Below are 18,946 nucleotides of genomic sequence, written 5' to 3'. Positions count from 1 at the left end.
CTCTTTGCCGTACTCCCGCGTTGCGTCGCACGTCGTGCCCCCTGGGAGTGCTCCCCAGGCTGCGGGAAACAACGCGGAATCGAGCTTTCCGCCTCGCTCGGGTCGCCTCTCGACCTCCGCGCCCCCATCGATCGACGGGGGCGCGCGACCCATCCGAGCGCCCCTTGGGGGTGGCTCGGGGGGATCTCAGGGAACGGCCAGGGTCATGGCGGCTGCCATCTGGCGAGCCGGGTTGACACCATGGACTCATGACCGATGCACCCACCGCCGAGGACGGCGCCGCGAGCTCCCCGGCGACGCCCGGCGGCGCCACGGCCACCGAGCCAGGGCCGCCCGCGCGCGAGCCGCTGCGGCGCAGCCGTGAGCACAAGGTGATCTCGGGCGTGTGCGGGGGCCTCGGCCGGTACTGCGACCTGGACCCGGTCATCTTCCGCGTGGTCCTCGCCGTGCTCGGCGCGGCGGGCGGCCTCGGCCTGGTCGCGTACGGCTTCGCCTGGCTGCTCATCCCGAGCTACGGGGAGGATGAGAACGAGGGCCGGCGGCTGCTGTCCGGCCGCGTCGAGGGCCCGGCGCTGACCGCCGTGTTGGCCGCCCTGGTCGGGTGCGGACTGTTCCTGTCGATGCTCAACAACGGCAGCGTCGTGGGCTTCGCGATGATGGTCTCGCTGGCCGCGGCCGGCGCGGGGTACTGGTCGCGGCACCGGCGACACGCGGAGGGTGACGGCCCGGTGGACCCGGCGACGGCGCAGGCGGTCGCCGACGCGCCGCCCGAGACACAGGCCCCGCCCGTGCCCGGCTCCCCGTCCTGGTGGCGCGACCCGATCGTCAAGGACGGCACGACGGGGCTGCCGGGCGCCACCCGCCCCGTGACGGTCACGGCCTACCTGTGGGGCCCCGACGACACCCCGTACGAGCGGCGCGCGGGCTCCTCCGCCAGCCCGCCGCCCGCCCCACGCGGCGAGGGGATCGGCGGCCGGACGTTCCTGCTGGCCACGTGCGCCGCCGTGATCGGTGCCAGCACCACCTGGAGCACCAAGCCACTCGGCACCAGCCTGGAGATAGGGCTGGCGTGCGCGCTGGCGGTGTTCGGCGTCGGGCTCGCCGTCAGCAGCCTGTACGGGCGCACCAGCGGCGGCACGATGGTCTCCGTGGTGCTGACGGCCGCGCTGCTCGCGGGCGCCGCGGCGCTGCCGAAGTCGGTGACCGCCGACTGGCGCGAGCGCACCTGGCAGGCCACCGAGCCGGCCGGGCTGCGCGATCGGTACGAGCTGGGCACGGGGTACGCCAAGCTCGACCTGACCAAGCTGCGCCCGGGCCGCGGCCGTACGCTCGGCACGCACGCCTCGGTCGGCGCGGGCAAGTTGCGGGTCACGGTGCCCGCCGACGTGCAGCTGCGGCTCACGGTGGCGGTGGGCTTCGGCGACATCCAACTCCCGGGCGAGCGCGGGGACGACGTGGACGTGGCGCCCCGACGCTCGCGCGAGGTGACGATCCAGCCGCAGGCCGGCGGCAAGCCGCTGCCGGCGGCGAAGACACGCGGCACGCTGGTGCTCGATCTCGACGTGGGCGTGGGACAGGTGGCGGTGGTACGGCCATGAAACGGCACACCTTCGAACCAGGCCGACTCATCGCCGGCACCACGGCGCTCGCGGTCGGCGTCGGGTACGCGTTGGACGCCGCCGGCACCTGGGACCCGCCGCCCTTCGCACTGCTGCCGGCGCTCGGTGTCGGGTTGGCGTTCGCGGCGCTCATCACCGCGGTGACCCACGCGATGCGCCGCCGCCGCAACCGCGCCCGGCGCGTCGAGGCCGCGGCGAGCACGCCGTCGCCCGAGGAACTCGCCATGGCCTGGCACCGCAGGGCACACGCCGCTGCCTACGCGCCCCGGTCGGACGGGGCGGAACGCGGCGCGAACGGTACGGACAGCACGGCGGAAGCAACGAACACAGCGAGGCCAGCGAGCACCGCGCGACCAGAGCCGACCCCCCGAGCCGCCGACACGAACCCCACCCACACGGACCGCCCGGTCGACCGCCCAGCGAACACCGGTCCCGCGAACACCGACTCCCCTAACACCGGCCCCGCGAAAACCGACGCCCCTAACGCCAGCCGCACGGACACGGCCTCCACCAGTCCCGACCTCACCACCACCCGTGCCGACATACGCCCGGACCTGAACCGGGACTCCGGACAGGGCCCCGACGGCGAGTAGGGCAGCCACCGGGCGGGCGGCCCCACCAGGCCGTCCAACGCCCCACCGCCCGGCCCGCCCGACACCCGGCCCCAGCCACCGTGCGGGCCGACACCGACCCCAACCACCCAACACCCGCCTACCCGCCCGCGCGCCCGCCGGTGACCGCTCCCCCACCACCCGCACCCACCCAACCCGGTCCGGCACACGCACCCGCGAAGCGGTCACCCCACGTGGGCGATGCGGGCATCCGATCCGAACGAAGCAGACACCCGAAGGAGGCGATGCGGGCACCCGCTGGACGCGAGACGGGCATCGCGCCCTGAGGTGAGCGGCTGATCCAAGCGGGGCTGGTGCGAGCGCGTGGCGGGCCGACGCGTGGCAGGCCGCAGCGGGCTGGGCCGGTTCGGGGGCTGCCAAGCGCTGGCCGGGGCGGGGCCGAGGCAGTGCAAAGCAGTGCAAGACAGGGCAGGGCAGTAGGAAGGAGCGGGTCAGTCGGCCGTGCCGGGCTTGGTGCCCCAGACGTAGACGCGGTCCTTGAGGTGTAGGAGGTCCCACAGCGTCGCCGCGTCCTTGACGGTCAGGTTCACGCAGCCGGCCGAGCCGCCGCCGTCGAAGAGGTCGCCGGGCCGGCCGTGCAGCGCCTGGCCTCCGTCGAAGAACTGGGCGTACGGCATGGGGGCGTTGGCGTAGAGGGTGGAGACGTGGTCCTTGCTGCGGGAGTAGATCGTGTGCCAGCCCGGCCGGGTCTCCTGGGCGTCCCGGCCGGTGCGGATCGGCACGGGTCCGAAGTCCAGCCGGTCGCCGGTCTGCACCCAGAGCAACTGTCGGTCCATGTCAACGCAGGTGACGCGGAAGGAGCGAACCGGGCAGTGACCAGAGGCATTCGGGCGGTGCGCGGCCTGCACCGCGACAAGCGTGCGATACGTGCCGAGGTCGGCATAGCCGTCCGTGCGCGCGGTGCCGTGCTTGGCCTGGAAAGCGCGGATGGCCCGGCAGTCCGCGGCTGACTGTCGGCCGTCGACGGGCCGACCCAGGTGCTTCTCCAGCGGGCGCTGATAGGGCCCGCTGGGCGCGGTGCACGCGGCGCCGTCGGCGTCAGCGTGGGCCGTGGCAGCGGAGGCAGGTGCGGCGCCGGCCAGCGCCGTCGCCGCACAGAGGAGTGCCGTGGCCGCGAGAGCGGCCACGGCACGGGGGAGACGGACAGGGCGCACGTCACAACCTCCTGGGAGAACGTTCCGGGGCCCTGTCAGTGCATCACCGGGCCGGTTCGGCCGCCCAGTCATGGGCGGCCGAACCGGTGAGCGTCAGGAGCGCGAGTCGGCGTGCGGCTTGTGCTCGCCGCCCTTGCCGTGCTCGCCGCCCTTGTGGTTCTTGTCGTGCCGCTCGTTCTTGTTGGGGGTGCTGTGGTGGTCGTGACCGTGGTTCTTGTCGTCGTCGCGGCGGCCGTCCTTGCTGTGATGGCCGTCGTTGTGGTGGTTGTCGTTGTGGTGGCGGCCGTCCTTGCCGTGGTGGCCGTCGTTGTGGTGGCCGTCCTTGCCGTGGTCGCCGCCGTTGTGGTGGCAGCTCTTGCCGTGGTGGTGACCGTTGTTGTGGTGGTGGCAGTTCTTGCCGTGGTTGCCGTGGTTGCCGTGGTTGCCGTGGTGGCAGTTCCGGCCGTGCTCGCCGTGGTTGCCGTGGTCACAGCACCCGCAGTGGCAGTCGCACGGGGGCTGCGGCTTGCAGTCCTTGCCCTTGCACGGCTCGCCGCGCTTGTTGGACAGTTCCACGGTGACGCCCTCGGAGCTGTTCTCCTTCGTCACCTCGTACGGGCCGGAGACGGGGTTGTCCGGCAGTTCGTACCCCTCGGGGACGGCCGTCTCGCGGAGGTAGTACTCCCCGACCGGAAGGTCCTCGAAGGTGCAGACGCCGGCCTTGTCGGTCGAACATCCGCGGTCCTGACGGGTGTCGGGGTTGTCGCCCCTGACCTGCAGGCCCTCGACGCCGTTGGTCTCCCGCCACAGCTCGAAGACGGCGCCCGCGAGCGGCTTCCCGTGCTTGGCGTCCTTCTTCAGCAGCTTGATGGAGCCCTTGCCGGGAGGCGTGACCTCGCGGGTGTTCTCGGCCTCGACCCGGACGCCGGCGCCGGCGTTCTCCTCCGTCAGCGTCAGCGGACCGAAGACCGGGTCGGCCGGCAGCTCGTAGCCGTCGGGGGCCTCGTTCTCGACCCAGTAGTACGTGTCGAGGTTGGTGGTGTCGGCGCACACCCCGCTGGCCGGGGTGGTGCAGGTGGAGACCCGGGTGTCCGGGTCGGCACCGGTGGTCTGCAACCCCTCGGTGCCATTGCTCTCACGCCACAACGTGAACTCCGCACCCGCCAGCACGTCACCGGTCTCAGCGTCCCTCTTGATGACGCTCACCTCACCGGTGGTGGGCTCCGGCTCGGACGAGCGGTGGTTCGCCGCCTCGATCCGCGCCCCGGTGTCGGCGTTGTCCGCGGTCAGCGTGAGCGGACCGAAGACGTTCGGGTCGGGCAGGTCGTACCCGTCGGGAGCAGCGGTCTCCTCCCAGTAGTACGTACCGAGTTCAGTGGTGTCGGCACACACACCACTGGCAGGCGTCGTGCAGTCCGAAACCCGCGTGTCCGGATCGGCCCCACCCGTCTGCAGCCCAGGCGTACCGTTCGACTCACGCCACAGCACGAACTCGGCACCAGCAAGCGGGTCACCCGACCCCGAGTCGGTCTTGATGACACTGACCTCGCCGGTCGTCGGCTCCGGCTCGGACGAGGGAGTGTTCTCGGCCTCGGCCCGTACGCCGGCGCCGGCGTTCTCCTCCGTCAGCGTCAGCGGCCCGAAGACCGGGTCGGCCGGGAGGTCGTAGCCGTCGGGGGCCTCGTCTTCCACCCAGTAGTACGTGCCGAGACCCGTGGTGTCGGCACAGACACCGCTGGCCGGGGTGGTGCAGGTGGAGACCCGGGTGTCCGGGTCGGCACCGGTGGTCTGCAACCCCTCGGTGCCATTGCTCTCACGCCACAGCGTGAACTCAGCGCCCGCCAGCGTGTCACCCGTCGCCGCGTCCGTCTTGATGACGCTGACCTCGCCGGTCGTCGGCTCCGGCTCGGACGAAGCGGTGTTGGACGCCTCGATCCGTACACCGGTGTCGGCGTTGTCCGCGGTCAGCGTGAGCGGACCGAAGACGTTCGGGTCGGGCAGGTCGTACCCGTCGGGAGCAGCGGTCTCCTCCCAGTAGTACGTACCGAGTTCAGTGGTGTCGGCACACACACCACTGGCAGGCGTCGTGCAGTCCGAAACCCGCGTGTCCGGGTCGGCCCCACCCGTCTGCAACCCAGGCGTACCGTTCGACTCACGCCACAGCACGAACTCGGCACCGGCGAGCGGGTCACCCGACCCCGAGTCGGTCTTGATGACACTGACCTCGCCGGTCGTCGGCTCCGGCTCGGACGAGGCGGTGTTCGACGCCTCGACGCGTACGCCGGCGCCGGCGTTCTCCTCGGTCAGCGTCAGCGGTCCGAAGACCGGGTCGGCAGGCAGGTCGTAACCGCCGGGTGCGGCCGTCTCCTCCCAGTAGTACGTGCCGAGTCCGGTCGTCTCGGCGCACTCGCCGCTGGCCGGCGTCGTGCACTCCGAAACCCGGGTGTCCGGGTCGTCGCCGGTGGTCTGGAGCCCGGCCACGCCGTTGCTCTCACGCCACAGCACGAACTCCGCACCCGCCAACGGACCACCGGTCTCCGCGTCCGTCTTGATCACACTGACATCACCGGTCACCGGCGGCTCGGGCGAATCCGTGTTCTCCGCCACGACCCGCACACCCGTGTCAGCGTTGTCCTCCGTCAACGTCAACGGACCAAACACCGGGTCGGCGGGCAACTCGTAACCATCCGGAGCCGCCGTCTCCTCCCAGTAGTACGTCCCCAGGCTGGTGGTGTCCGCGCACACGCCAGTGGCGGGAGTCGTACACGTGGAAACCCGGGTGTCAGGGTCGTCGCCCTCGGTCTGCAACCCCTCGGTGCCGTTCGTCTCACGCCACAGCGTGAACTCCGCGCCGGCCAACGCGTCACCCGTCGCCGCGTCCGTCTTCAGGACACTGACCTCACCGGTCGTCGGCGGCACCGGGGTGGAGCTGTTCGCGGCCTCGACCCGTACGCCTTCGGCGGCGTTCTCCTCGGTCAGCGTGAGCGGGCCGAACACGCTCGGGGTGGGCAGGTCGTACCCCGGGGGTGCCGAGGTCTCTTCCCAGTAGTAGGTGCCGAGTCCGGTCGTCTCGGCACACTCGCCGCTGGCCGGCGTCGTGCACTCCGAAACCCGGGTGTCCGGGTCGTCACCGGTGGTCTGGAGCCCGGCCACGCCGTTGCTCTCACGCCACAGCACGAACTCCGCACCCGCCAACGGACCACCGGTTGCCGTATCGGTCTTCAACACACTGACATCACCGGTCACCGGCGGCTCGGGCGAATCCGTGTTCTCCGCCACAACCCGCACACCCGTATCAGCGTTGTCCTCCGTCAACGTCAACGGACCAAACACCGGGTCGGCCGGCAACTCGTAACCATCCGGAGCCGCCGTCTCCTCCCAGTAGTACGTCCCCAGGCTGGTGGTGTCCGCGCAGACACCGCTGGCCGGGGTGGTGCAGGTGGAGACCCGGGTGTCCGGGTCGGCTCCGGTGGTCTGCAACCCCTCGGTACCGTTGCTCTCACGCCACAGCGTGAACTCCGCACCCGCCAACGCGTCACCCGTCGCCGCGTCCGTCTTCAGGACACTGACCTCACCGGTCGTCGGCGGCTCGGGGCCGGTACCGCAGTCCGGCAGGTCACCGTCGAACGGGTACGCGTGGAACTCCTGGCCGCCGCCACCGGTCGCCGCGCTCGTGTGGGTCAGCGAGCCGGTGGTGAACATGCGTCCGTTGATGCCGGGGAGCGTCACCGTGGTCGTCGACGACTGCTCGCCGACCAGGACGCTGCCCTGGAACTGGCCGCTGCCGGCCAGGTCCACCGACGTGGCGTCGGGGAAGTTCCACAGCAGCCGCTCGCGGTAGGCGTTCAGCGGGTCGTCGTCGGTGATGCCACCGCTGTAGGTGTTGATGGTGCGGTCGGCGCCGACGATGTTGACGAGGATCGTGGCGTCGGCCGGGATGCCCGCGAAGGCGATGCCCTGGGCGCCGCCGCCCGCCCCCACCATGTCGAAGTCCACGTTGAACACCTGGAGCGAGGAGGTGCCGTCGCCGGTGAACAGCGTCTGGTAGCCCTGGTTGACCGCCGTGCCCGTGGCGGGCCTCGGCGCTCCGTCCACTCGCGCGTAGCAGCGGCTGGCCGCCGTGAGCTCGTCCCGCAGGGCGGTGTACGGCGCGACCGCGTCACTGTCCTGGATGGTCGTGCCCCGGACGGTGCCGGTGAGCGTCCCGGCGTACCGGACGATGCCGTCCTCACCGACGACGCCGCCGGTCGTGTCCAGTACCTGCCCGGGCGCGATGGTCACGTCACCGCCGGTGCTCAGGAAGTCCGAGCCGTCCGGCGGCGGGACACGCGAGCCGACCCCGACGATGCCGAGGTTGTAGAGGCCGCCGGCGGCGGTGTCCTTGTTCTGGTCGAAGTTGTCGAGCACGACCACGCGACCCTCGGCCTCGGCCGCCCGGCCGCGCACCAGGAAGTCGTCGCCGACGAAGATGTTGATCGCGTCGTCCCGACCGTGGAAGGCGTCGTTGTTGATCGGCGGGAACGGGTCGGGACAGGACCCCGGCACGCACGGGCCGAGGCCGCCCGGCAGGGGCGCGGCCGCCGCTGGCGGTGCGCTCAACCCGAACGTCAGGATGGGCACGGCCGTGGCGACCACGGCACATGCAACGCCGGCGGCGCCGGCGCGTGATCGGAGCGCGGCTAGGCGCTCGGAGATGGGTCTCATGCGCCGCATCGTGCGTAGCCGCGCGAGGTGCGGCGGTCAGTGACACGGACGCTTGCGCCGGTCACCTGGTCGATCCCACCCATACGGGCTGATTAACGTCAGGCGTGCTTAGGCCGTTCGTGACCCGTTGACCGCACGTGTGCGCCCCGGGGCGCACACACGCGTACGGGGCCCGTCACGGGCGGCCGGCCACCGCGCCGACGCGCCGTCGACCCCGCCCGCCAGCGCCCCGCACCCGCCCCGGGCCGACCCCGCCGCACCGGCGCGGGCCACCCGCGCCACCCGCCCGACGGCGCCGCGCCACGGCGGGCCCGCGATGGTACGAGCGGGGCCCGGCGCCCGCGCGGCGAGCCTCCGCCCCTGCCGGGTCCGCGTGGCGAGGTGGAGCGAGCCGTGGTAGGCCGTGGTACGCCCTCGGACCGGCCCGGAGCGACGGCCGGCCGGAGGCGGCCACGACCTCGTCCGCCCGAGGCTGGGCAGGCCGGAGGCGGCCACGGCCAGCCCGCCCGGGGCCCGTAACGGCCGCACGCCCGGCAGCTCGTAACAGAGACACGCGACAGCGACCAGACTCGACCGGAAGGCCGGAAGGCCGGAAGGCCGGAAGGCCGGAAGGCCGGAAGGCCGGAAGGCCGGAAGGCCGGAAGGCCGCGACCGGCACCGGGACCGGTAGCGTCCGAACCCGTGCCGGTCAGCCGAAGACGCGGCCGCCGCGGCGCCAGCGACCGCCTCGGCGGCGCCAGTGGTTGCCGGCGAGCGCGGCGTCCACGGACAGGTACGGGGCGCCCGCCAGGACCAGCGGCAACCAGGCCATCAGATAGGCCAGGTCGTTGCCGTAGTAGTACGGCTCCGTCGACCAGCTCACGGTCAGCCACAGGCTCAGCGAGATCAGCGCCCCGCCGACCGCCGCCAGCCGGGCCAGCACGCCGAACAGCGTGCCGAGGCCGACCGCGAGTTCGCCGCAGGCGATGGCGTAGCCGAAGCCGGTGGGTGCCTTCAGCGCCAGGTCGACCAGGTCCGGGAAGGCCGCGGACGGGCGCGCGAAGCGCATCGTCTCGCCGATCGAGCCCGGCCCGCTGTCGGACAGGAACGACGCGTCGGTCAGCTTGTCGAGGCCGGCGTAGACGAAGGTCACGCCCAGGAAGACGCGTAGCGGCAGCAGGGCGTACGGGGCGAGCGCGGAGCGCCAGCCGTGCCGTCGCCCGCCGGGCGGACCGCCGGTCGCGCCGCCGCCTGCCGTCCACCGTCCCTGGGTCATGGCCTCGCCTCTCGGTCTCCGGGCCCCCAGTGTCCCCGCGGGGCCGGCCGCGCGCCTGTGCTGGCGCGCGCCGCGCCGCCGCCCGGCGCGGCCCGGCCCGGCTGCACCTCGGTCCGGCGCGCGTCAGTCCAGGTCGCTGTGGCCGTCCAGGTTGTCCACGACCCGCCGCAGCAGGTTGATGAGCTGGACGTACTCGGCGTCCGAGAAGCCGGCGCGGATCCGGTCCAGCGTCCGCGGCACGCGCTCCCACAGCGTGGCGAGCGCGGCGGACCCCTCCTCCGTCAGCCGCAGCCGCTGGTCCCGCCCCTCGACGAGCCAGCCGCGCCCGGTGAGGTCGTCGGCGACCGAGTCCGTGACGGACGAGTCCACGTGGTGTCGCAGCCCCGCGGGCAGCTCGGCGCGCGTCAGCCCGTCGTCGGAGCGGTTGATCAGGTTCAGCACCCACCACTGCGGCTGCCGGATGCCCAGGGTGCCCAGGGTGTCGTTGATGCTGCCGACGACGAGTTCCTGGGCGACGCCGGTCCAGTAGCCGACCGGCTGTCGCAGCAGTTCCTCGTCCGAGTACGTCTTGAGCACGGTCCCTCTCCTCACGGTCGGGGCCACCTCGCACGGACCGCCGCGAAGGCGGTCGCCCCGCGACAGCGGGTTCGGGAACACGTGGTGACCTGCGCTGTCGTACGCATCCGCGAAGCGGTGCGGTCTCCCGACGACGAGATCACCGTAAAAGTTGAACCATTATTCAAGTCAACCGCCCGGAGCCGGCCCCCGGCCCCGGCCAACCCGGCCACTCCGCCCCGCCCCGGCCGGACCGACCGACCCCGCACGGGCCCACCCCGACCGCCCCGGCCCGACCCGCCCGGCCGAGATCGCGCGCACCACCACGAACGGCCGCGCCGCCCCCGGGGAATCGGGGGCGGCGCGGCCGTTACGCGACGTGCGGTGAGGCGGGAGGGGCTACTCCCACTCGATGGTGCCGGGGGGCTTGCTGGTGATGTCCAGGACCACCCGGTTGACCTCGTCGACCTCGTTGGTGATGCGGGTGGAGATGCGCGAGAGCACGTCGTACGGAAGGCGCGACCAGTCCGCCGTCATCGCGTCCTCGGAGGAGACCGGGCGCAGCACGATCGGGTGGCCGTAGGTGCGGCCGTCGCCCTGCACGCCGACCGAGCGGACGTCGGCGAGCAGCACCACGGGGCACTGCCAGATGTCGCGGTCGAGGCCGGCCGCGGTCAGCTCCTCGCGGGCGATGGCGTCGGCCTCGCGCAGCAGGTCGAGCCGGTCCTTGGTGACCTCGCCGACGATGCGGATGCCGAGCCCGGGGCCCGGGAAGGGCTGCCGCTGGACGATCTCCTCGGGCAGGCCCAGCTCCTGGCCGACCATCCGGACCTCGTCCTTGAACAGCTTGCGCAGCGGCTCGACCAGCTCGAACTCGATGTCGTCGGGGAGGCCGCCGACGTTGTGGTGCGACTTGATGTTGGCGGTACCGGTGCCGCCGCCGGACTCGACGACGTCGGGGTACAGGGTGCCCTGCACCAGGAAGGCGACGTCCTCGCCGGCCTCGCCCGCCTCGGCGACCAGCTCGGCCTGGGCCTGCTCGAAGACCCGGATGAACTCCCGGCCGATGATCTTGCGCTTCTGCTCCGGATCGGACACGCCGGCCAGCGCGGTCAGGAACCGCTCCTCGGCGTCGACCACCTTGAGCTGCACGCCGGTGGCGGCCACGAAGTCCTTCTCGACCTGCTCGGACTCGCCCTTGCGCATCAGGCCGTGGTCCACGTAGACGCAGGTGAGCTGCGAGCCGATGGCCTTCTGCACCAGCGCGGCGGCCACGGCCGAGTCCACGCCGCCGGAGAGCCCGCAGATCGCGCGCTTGCTGCCGACCTGCTCGCGGATGGCCGCGACGGCCTCCTCGACCACGTTCTTCGTGGTCCAGGTGGGCTCGATGCCGGCGCCCCGGTACAGGAAGTGCTCCAGCACCTGCTGGCCGTGCGTGGTGTGCATGACCTCGGGGTGGTACTGCACGCCGTAGAGCTTCCGCTCGTCGTTCTCGAAGGCGGCGACCGGGACCACGTCGGTGGAGGCGGTGACGGTGAAGCCCTCGGGCGCGGCGGAGCACGCGTCGCCGTGCGACATCCACACGGTCTGCTGGTCCGGGGTGCCCTCGAAGAGGGTGGAGCCGGACTTGGCGACCGCCAGCGGTGTCCGCCCGTACTCCCTGGCACCGTTGTCGTCGACGGTGCCGCCCAGCGACTCGGCCATCAGCTGGAACCCGTAGCACATGCCGAACACCGGGACCCCGGCCTCGAACAGGGAGCGGTCGACGCGCGGCGCGCCCTCCTCGTACACCGACGAGGGACCGCCGGAGAGGATTATCGCCCGCGGGTTCTTGGCAAGCATCTCGGCCACCGGCATGGTGGACGGCACGATCTCGCTGTACACCCGCGCCTCGCGCACGCGACGGGCGATGAGCTGTGCGTACTGCGCGCCGAAGTCGACGACGAGGACGGGGTCCGGCTCGTGCGCTTCGGTGGCGGAGGGAGTCGCTGATGGCACTGGGGCGGCCTTCCGGCGGTGGTACGGGGGGTTGGACTTTCTATCCTAACGGGCCCATACTCTGCTCCATGTCCAAGCACGTGACCTTCGTCTTTACCTATGGCACCGGCCCGTCCGGCTGCCATGGTCGTGCTGCTTGATCACTTAAGCGACTTCCCAGGCGCCCCGGGCCAGCCAAGGCCCGGGGCGTCCTGCGTTGTGCCGGGTCTGTGGTCGGCCGGGGGCCGGTAACCCCAGGACCAGGAGAGACCCATGAGCACCGCCAACGCCGCGACCCCCGCCCCCCTCGCCCCGTCGGCCGCCCCGCCCGCCGGCCCGGCCCGCCCGGCCGCCGCGACCGGGTCCGCCGCCACCGACAGCCCCCGGCCCGCGGCGACCGCCGTCGCGGAACCCGTCGCCCCACGGCCCGCCCGTCCCTCCGACGCCGAGTCCACCGGGGCCCGCACGGACGCCGCGGCGGGTGCCATCCACGACGCCCGGCGGCGCATCGACGACCTGGACGGCCGGATCATCGGTCTCGTCCAGGAGCGCGCCGCCGTCTCGGCCGCCATCCAGCGCGAGCGGATCGGGTCGGGCGGGCGCCGCGTGAACCTCGCCCGCGAGCTGGAGATCCTGAACCACTACCGCGACCAGCTCGGCAAGCCCGGCACGGCCCTGGCCATGACCCTCCTCGAACTGTGCCGGGGCCGCGCCTGAGCCGACGCCGGCCGGCGGCCGGCGGCCCGGCTCGCCCCGACTTGACCTGGCCCGCCCCGCCCCGGCGTACGCGGCGCAGGGAGCGGGGCACGGACGGCGCGGCCCGGCGACCCCGGCGGTCGGGCTGGCCCGGCCACCCCGGCCACCCCGGCGACCGGCCAGGCGCGTGGGGGCGTACGCCAATACCCCGGCGGGCCCGTACGGCGCGCTCGGGTCGCGGTCGTGCGCCGGAGCGTCGGCGAGGGCGCGACAGGGCGTGCCGGGTGTCGGGAAGGGTGCTCAGCGGGCGATTTGCGGCGTGTGCGGAATCGTTTGGTCGCCCGGCACGCCGAGCCGTCACCCGTACGGCGCGTGACCGGCTCGCGCGACCTGTCGTTGGGCCACGTGTCCGCGCCAGCCAGGAGCGGCCCCATTCCACGCGTGGCTTCCGTACCTGTTCATCGGGCGCCCAACAGCGGCAGGACGGATACCCGAAGCGATGAGACGCGCTCCCCGTGGTGACGCAAACGGAGCACGTCGTGGGACCTCGCTTCGGTCAGGCGACCGGACGGCAGGGGACAGCAGCCCGGTCGCCACACCAACGGTCGGCCCTGGGGACGCCCGGGGCCGACCGCATCCGGTCGAAACGGTTGCGCCGGATGTGGCATATCCACCACGATGCAAAGCGAGGCCCCCGCACCGCACCACCCGCCTTCCGGGTGGCGCTCCCGCCCTCGACGGCCCGACCAGCCGCGACGGGTAGACCCGCGACCGGTGCGCGCGGGCCGCGACACCGATACCTTCCGGGCCAGCGGCGCGATCCCCCGGCGCCGCCTCTCAGCACCGGCGCTGCCCTGACGCCGTTGCTGACCGCCGAGAGCCCCGTGGACGCCATCCCCCCGCGGCGTCCGCGGGGCTCTCGCACATCGACGCCCGCCCGCACCTCGCCCCGCAGCCTGGGTGGGTGCCCCCAATTCGCCGTAAAGCAGAGGCAGTTGACCTCCTTCGGGCCGCTCGCGGTGCCGCCGGAGGCCGCGCCCGGAGCCCGTACCCACGAGCCGTACGCCGCCCGGCGGAGGGTGACACTCCGCCACGCGAGGCCGCCGGCCCGGGTCGCGCCCGTGAGCGGATCGCGCAGGTCATCGTGGGCGGGCCGGGTTTGCCAGTGAGCTAGATCACCGCGAGTTGTGATTATTCTGTGTGCAACCTTTGGCCAGTACTACTGGTCATGTACGTGCAAACGCACGGCCATGACGCGCCCCACCGCGACGGCCGACCCCGCGGACGCCGCTCCCTTGGCGGCTCCTTTGGACCCAGAAGAGGTCTTCATGAAGCTTCGCCGCACCCTCACGGCCGCCGCGGCCACGGCGGCCCTCCTGCCCGCGACGCTGCTCGCCGCGCCCGGTGCGTACGCCGAGGAGCCGACGACGCCGTCGCAGACGCCGACGGGCACGCCGACCCCGACCGGCGAGCCGACCGGGAACCCCACCGGCAACCCGACGGGCACCCCCACCGGGAACCCGACCGGCGAGCCCACGGGCAAGCCCACCGGCGACCCGACCGGCCAGCCCACCGGGAACCCGACGGGCGACCCGACCGGTACCCCCACCGGGAACCCGACCGGCGAGCCCACGGGCAAGCCCACCGGCGACCCGACCGGCCAGCCCACCGGCAAGCCGACCAGCACTCCCACCGACGGGCCGAGCCCGACGCCCACCGACTCCGAGCCGCCCGCGCCCTGCGAGGACAGCGACGAGTACGCGGAGGACCCCGACCTGAGCACCACGCTCGTCGGGCTGCCGTCCAAGGTCGTGGCCGGCAGCGGCTACCACGGCTTCACCTTCCGCGTGAAGAACACCTCGGACCGCGCCTTCCACCGCGTCGACCTCGGCATCCTGGCGGGCACCGCGCACGCCGAGCACCCGGAGGGCACGGGCAAGTACCTGACCCTCCAGTTCAAGAACCCGGACACCGGGGCCTGGGAGAGCATCTCCACCGACCAGGACGACGACGCCCACGGCTACGTCGGCTACACCTCGGTCAGGCCGCACGAGACGATCCGCCTCGACCTGCGGCTGAGCGTCGCCAAGGGCGCGCCCGACGGCTTCGGTTACGCCATCTCCATCGGCGCCTTCGCCGACGAGGAGGGCAACTGCGTCTACTCCAGCGGCGACTACTACGACTTCGAGGTCGTGAAGTCCGCCGCGCAGCTCCCGGGCGGCGACGAGTCGCAGGTGCCGGACGCCAAGCCGCAGGGCGGCAAGAAGCCGCTGCCGGTGTCGATCCCCAAGCGGCCGGTCGGCGACAAGGCGATCCACCCGGTCGGTGAGCTGGCCAACACCGGTTCGGACTCGAACCTGCCGACGATCGCGATGATCGGCGGCGTGGCGATGGTCGCCGGCGCCGGCGCCATCCTCGTCGTGCGCCGCCGCAAGGCCGGGGCGACGCCCGCGTAACACGGACACCTCACCGGGTACCACCACCTACCGCGCCGCCGGAGCGACACCGGCGGGCGGCCGAGCGGGGGCCGGGGCGGCTGGACCACCAACCAGCCGACCCGGCCCCCGCGCCTTGGGCCCCGGCGCGGGGCACGGCCCGGCGCGCGGTTACGCCTCGGCCATGGGTTCCGGCGCCCCGTCCGGGGCGGGCCGTGGCGGGATGGTCGGCACCGGCAGGAGGGACAGTTTCAGGGCGCCGAACGCGCCCTCGGGGACCGCCGGACGACGCGGGGCCACGGGCGCGACGCGCTGGTAGGGCTCGCCCTGGGCGGGGCGCGGGTCGGGCTCGCCCTTGTTGGGCCACAGCGACATCGCCCGCTCGGCCTGCGCCGTGATGGTCAGCGACGGGTTGACGCCCAGGTTGGCGGTGATCGCCGCGCCGTCCACGACGTGGATGCCGGGGTGGCCGAAGAGCCGGTGGTACGGATCGATCACACCGTGCTCGGCGCTGGTGCCGATCGGGCAGCCGCCGAGGAAGTGCGCCGTGAGCGGGGTGCCCATCAGCTCGCCGACGTTGGTGCCGGCGAAGCCGTTGATGGACTCCGCGACCAGCCGCGCCGCCTCCTCACCCTCCGGTATGCGGTCCGGGTTGGGCGCGCCGTGCCCCTGTCGCGCGGTGAGCAGGCCCTTGCCGAGGCCCTTGGCCTTGCGGTAGGTGGTCAGCGAGTTGTCGTGGGTCTGCATGACCAGGCCGATGATGGTCTTCTCGGACCAGCGCCGGTTGGACAGCGCGCGCCCCGCGAGCACCGGGTGGCGCAGGTTGGCCGCGAGGAAGCTGATCCAGTTGGGCACCCGCTCGCGGTGGGTGAACTGGAGGATGGACAGCGAGCCCATCGCGTTGGAGCCCTTGCCGTAGCGCACCGGCTCGATGTGCGTGGTGGCGTTGGGGTGGATGGACGAGGTGATGGCCACGCCCTTGGTGAAGTCGACCCGCCGCTCGCCGCTGATCTTCCGGTAGCGCCGGTCGGTGGTCTGCGAGCCGAGTATGGCCTCGGAGTTGGTACGGGTCAGCGAGCCGAGCCGGGGTGAGAGACGCGGCAACTCGCCCCGGTCGCGCATCGCGTGCAGCAGGGTCTGGCTGCCGTACGTGCCGGCGGCGACCACCACCTGGCGGGCGCGCAACGTCCTCGGGCGGGTGCCGCGGCGCCGGTCGGTGGGGACGGTGGCGACCCGGTAGCCGCCGTCGGGGTGTTCGCCCAGGCCCACGACGGTGGTCATGGGGTGGATGGTGGCCCCGGCGCGTTCGGCGAGGTGGAGGTAGTTCTCGTTCAGGGTGTTCTTGGCGCCGTGCCGGCAGCCGGTCATGCACTCGCCGCACTCGGTACAGGCCCGCCGCGCCGGGCCGACGCCGCCGAAGTACGGGTCGGGCACGGTCTCGCCGGGCGCGGCCCGCACGCCCTCGCCGGTGCCCTGGGGCGCGGCGTCGTCGCCGTCGCCGAAGAAGACGCCGACCGGGGCCATGTGGAAGGAGTCCCCCACGCCCATCTTCTCGGCCGCGTCCCTGAGGTGGACGTCGGAGGGGGTGAGCGTCTTGTTCAGACGTACCCCGAGCATGCGCCTGGCCTGGTCGTAGTACGGGCGCAACTCCTCCTGCCAGTCGGTGATGTGACCCCACTGGGCGTCCTGGAAGAAGGCGGGTGGCGGCACGTACAGCGTGTTGGCGTAGTTGAGCGAGCCGCCGCCGACGCCGGCGCCGGCCAGCACCATGACCTTGCCCAGGACGTGGATGCGCTGGATGCCGTAGAGGCCGAGCGCGGGCGCCCACAGGTAGTTGCGCACGTCCCAGGAGTTCTTGGGGAGTTCGGCGCGGGCGAAGCGGCGGCCGGCCTCCAGGACGCCGACCCGGTAGCCCTTCTCGCTCAGCCGCAGCGCGCTGACCGAGCCGCCGAAGCCGGAGCCGATGACGAGGACGTCGTAGTCGTAGGCGGCGTCGTCGTGCGCGGAGGTGGGGTCGGGGGCGGGGCCGGGCGCGGCGTGGGCGGGGCCGGGGGCGGAGCCGTTGTGGACAGAGTTGTCCCGTGACACTGGGGTACCTCCGTAGGAACGGGCGGCTCAGCGGAGCCGGATGGCCTTCATGGCGCGCAGGCCGCGGGTCATGAGCTGGGCGTACTGCTCGTGCGAGAGGCCGAAGGAGGGGGCGAGCGGGACCAGTCGCTGCTGGGCGACGGTCTGCGCCTCGGTGTACTTGAGGATGCCCTCGCTGCCGTGCCGGCGCCCGAGCCCGGAGTCGCCCATGCCGCCCATCGGCGCCTGGGCGCTGCCGTAGGCGGCGGCGTAGCTCTCGTTGACGTTGACGGTGCCTGCGCGCAGCTGGGCGGCGACGGCCCGGCCGCGGGCCCCGTCGCGCGTCCAGACGCTGGCGTTGAGCCCGTACGAGGTGGCGTTGGCCCGTGCGATGGCGTCGTCCTCGTCGGTGAACCGGTAGATCGACACGACCGGGCCGAAGGTCTCCTCCTCGCAGACGGCCATCTCCGGCAGCACGCCGTCCAGGATGGTCGGCTCGTAGAAGTAGGGGCCGATGTCGGGCCGCGCCCGCCCGCCCGTGACGACCTTGGCGCCCTGGGCGACGGCCTCGTCCACGTGCCGCCGCACGGTGGCCAGTTGGTGTTCGGAGACCAGCGAGCCCATGTCGGCGCCGTAGGCGAGGTCGCCGCCGAGCCGCATGGCGCGGGTGCGGGCCGCGAAGCGCTCCACGAACGCGTCGGCGACCGACTCGTGCACGAACAGCCGCTCGATGGAGATGCAGAGCTGGCCGGCCGAGGAGAACGAGCCGCGCACCGCGCCGGCGGCGGCCTTGTCGAGGTCGGCGTCGCGCAGGACGAGCATGGCGTTCTTGCCGCCGAGTTCGAGGGAGCAGCCCACCAGGCGGGCCGCCGCGCCCTGGGCGACCTCGCGGCCGGTGCGGGTGGAGCCGGTGAAGGAGACGAAGTCGGCGTGCTGGACGACGGCGGGCCCGATCACCGGTCCGTCGCCGAGCACCACCTGCCACACGCCCGCCGGCAGCCCGGCCTCGATCAGCAGCTCGCGCGCCCACAGCGCGGTCAGCGCGGTCTCCGTGTCCGGCTTCATCACCACGGCGTTGCCCGCGACCAGGGCGGGCAGCGCGTCGCCGACCGACAGCTCGAAGGGGTAGTTCCACGGCGAGATCTGGCCGACGACGCCGCGCGGCTGGCGCAGTTCGGTGACCCGGGTGAGGGTGGGCGTGACGCCGGTGTGCCGCTTGGGGGCGAGGTAGCTGGGCGCCTTGCGGCCGTAGTGCCGGGCCGCGACGCTGACGGCCTGCACCTCCTCGTGCGCGTGCAGCCGGGCCTTGCCGGTCTCCGCCTGGATGAGGTCGAGCACCTCGGCCTGGCGGCGCAGCACCAGGTCGTGGAAGCGCAGCAGGACGGCGGCCCGCTGGCGCACCGGGGTCCGCGCCCACAGGTACTGCGCCTGGCGGGCCCGGTCGAAGGCGGTGGCCACGTCGTCGGGTGTGGACTCGGGCAGGTCGGCGAGGGTGGCGCCGGTGGCGGGCGCGTGGCTGCGGGTCTTGCCGCTGCCGACGACGTCCCGGGTGAGCCGGGCCACCAGCTCGGGGGTCACCACGTCGGCCACCGTGCGGGTGCCCGCCGGGGCGGCGAAGACCGGGTTGTCCGCGGCGGCGGGAAGCGTGCTGACAGTGGCCTGCGTGGTGCCCTTCGAGTCCGTCATGCGGGTGAGCGTATTCCCGCGACGGCCGTTTGGGTACCCGACGGTAACCCCTTTTCACCGCATGGACACGGCCACGTTTCCCGCCCGCCTCACCGCGCCAGTAAACGCTGGCGACATCTGCCCTGGTCAGGGGCGTTGCACCCGGCGACGGGACGGCCGAGACAGGTCGAGTCGGGTCGAGTCGACT

At 73.0% G+C, this 18,946-nt stretch carries 11 protein-coding genes; 4 read left to right on the top strand and 7 right to left on the bottom strand.

Features of this window, described 5'->3' with window-relative positions:
* The first annotated feature begins 248 nt into the window (after window positions 1-248).
* The gene (locus OYE22_RS20335; RefSeq protein ID WP_277321748.1) at window positions 249-1,598 is read left to right on the top strand and encodes a PspC domain-containing protein; all 1,350 of its coding nucleotides are present in this window, start codon (window positions 249-251) and stop codon (window positions 1,596-1,598) included.
* On the top strand, window positions 1,595-2,212 hold the full coding sequence (locus OYE22_RS20330; RefSeq protein ID WP_277321747.1) for a hypothetical protein: 618 nt from the start codon (window positions 1,595-1,597) through the stop codon (window positions 2,210-2,212). The genes OYE22_RS20335 and OYE22_RS20330 overlap by 4 nt, the downstream gene beginning before the upstream one ends.
* Before the next feature lie 470 nt (window positions 2,213-2,682).
* Here the strand turns inward: OYE22_RS20330 and OYE22_RS20325 are convergent, their stop codons facing one another.
* From OYE22_RS20325 to guaA, 5 genes are all read right to left on the bottom strand, one after another.
* Window positions 2,683-3,405 (bottom strand): L,D-transpeptidase, encoded by a 723-nt coding sequence (locus tag OYE22_RS20325; protein WP_277321746.1) that lies wholly within the window; start codon window positions 3,403-3,405, stop codon window positions 2,683-2,685.
* Between the two features lie 93 nt (window positions 3,406-3,498).
* Window positions 3,499-8,088, bottom strand: coding sequence for a SpaA isopeptide-forming pilin-related protein (locus tag OYE22_RS20320; protein WP_277321745.1), 4,590 nt, complete (start codon window positions 8,086-8,088; stop codon window positions 3,499-3,501).
* 688 nt (window positions 8,089-8,776) lie between these two features.
* Window positions 8,777-9,343 carry a DoxX family protein gene (locus OYE22_RS20315; protein ID WP_277321744.1) on the bottom strand — a complete coding sequence of 189 codons (567 nt, stop codon included), beginning with the start codon at window positions 9,341-9,343 and terminating at the stop codon, window positions 8,777-8,779.
* Window positions 9,344-9,466: 123 nt separating this feature from the next.
* Window positions 9,467-9,919 carry a MarR family winged helix-turn-helix transcriptional regulator gene (locus OYE22_RS20310; RefSeq protein WP_277321743.1) on the bottom strand — a complete coding sequence of 151 codons (453 nt, stop codon included), beginning with the start codon at window positions 9,917-9,919 and terminating at the stop codon, window positions 9,467-9,469.
* Window positions 9,920-10,297: 378 nt separating this feature from the next.
* Window positions 10,298-11,896: a glutamine-hydrolyzing GMP synthase gene (gene guaA, locus OYE22_RS20305; protein WP_277321742.1), complete on the bottom strand. Its 1,599-nt coding sequence runs from the start codon at window positions 11,894-11,896 to the stop codon at window positions 10,298-10,300.
* Between the two features lie 252 nt (window positions 11,897-12,148).
* On the opposite strand from guaA, the gene OYE22_RS20300 reads away from it, so the two are divergent.
* Together OYE22_RS20300 and OYE22_RS20295 are read left to right on the top strand one after the other, a co-directional pair.
* On the top strand, window positions 12,149-12,592 hold the full coding sequence (locus tag OYE22_RS20300; RefSeq protein ID WP_277321741.1) for a chorismate mutase: 444 nt from the start codon (window positions 12,149-12,151) through the stop codon (window positions 12,590-12,592).
* Window positions 12,593-13,899: 1,307 nt separating this feature from the next.
* Window positions 13,900-15,027, top strand: a complete 1,128-nt coding sequence (locus tag OYE22_RS20295) for an LAETG motif-containing sortase-dependent surface protein (RefSeq protein WP_277321740.1) — start codon at window positions 13,900-13,902, stop codon at window positions 15,025-15,027.
* Window positions 15,028-15,177: 150 nt separating this feature from the next.
* Here the strand turns inward: OYE22_RS20295 and OYE22_RS20290 are convergent, their stop codons facing one another.
* Window positions 15,178-16,971, bottom strand: a complete 1,794-nt coding sequence (locus tag OYE22_RS20290) for a GMC family oxidoreductase (protein ID WP_277324227.1) — start codon at window positions 16,969-16,971, stop codon at window positions 15,178-15,180.
* 150 nt (window positions 16,972-17,121) lie between these two features.
* Window positions 17,122-18,759: a succinic semialdehyde dehydrogenase gene (locus OYE22_RS20285; RefSeq protein WP_277321739.1), complete on the bottom strand. Its 1,638-nt coding sequence runs from the start codon at window positions 18,757-18,759 to the stop codon at window positions 17,122-17,124.
* Window positions 18,760-18,946: the final 187 nt, after the last annotated feature.

Origin of the sequence: Streptomyces sp. 71268, assembly GCF_029392895.1 — a bacterium.
Classification (GTDB): domain Bacteria; phylum Actinomycetota; class Actinomycetes; order Streptomycetales; family Streptomycetaceae; genus Streptomyces.
The sequence above is the reverse complement of the archived record's forward strand: the minus strand, read 5'-3'. Positions and strand labels throughout refer to the sequence as shown.

Bases quoted from the DNA above. Each gene is read 5' to 3' on its own strand.
- OYE22_RS20335 (WP_277321748.1), top strand. From the start codon at position 249: ATGACCGATGCACCCACCGCCGAGGACGGCGCCGCGAGCTCCCCGGCG.
- OYE22_RS20330 (WP_277321747.1), top strand. From the start codon at position 1,595: ATGAAACGGCACACCTTCGAACCAGGCCGACTCATCGCCGGCACCACG.
- OYE22_RS20320 (WP_277321745.1), bottom strand. From the start codon at position 8,088: ATGAGACCCATCTCCGAGCGCCTAGCCGCGCTCCGATCACGCGCCGGC.
- OYE22_RS20315 (WP_277321744.1), bottom strand. From the start codon at position 9,343: ATGACCCAGGGACGGTGGACGGCAGGCGGCGGCGCGACCGGCGGTCCG.
- OYE22_RS20300 (WP_277321741.1), top strand. From the start codon at position 12,149: ATGAGCACCGCCAACGCCGCGACCCCCGCCCCCCTCGCCCCGTCGGCC.
- OYE22_RS20295 (WP_277321740.1), top strand. From the start codon at position 13,900: ATGAAGCTTCGCCGCACCCTCACGGCCGCCGCGGCCACGGCGGCCCTC.
- OYE22_RS20285 (WP_277321739.1), bottom strand. From the start codon at position 18,759: ATGACGGACTCGAAGGGCACCACGCAGGCCACTGTCAGCACGCTTCCC.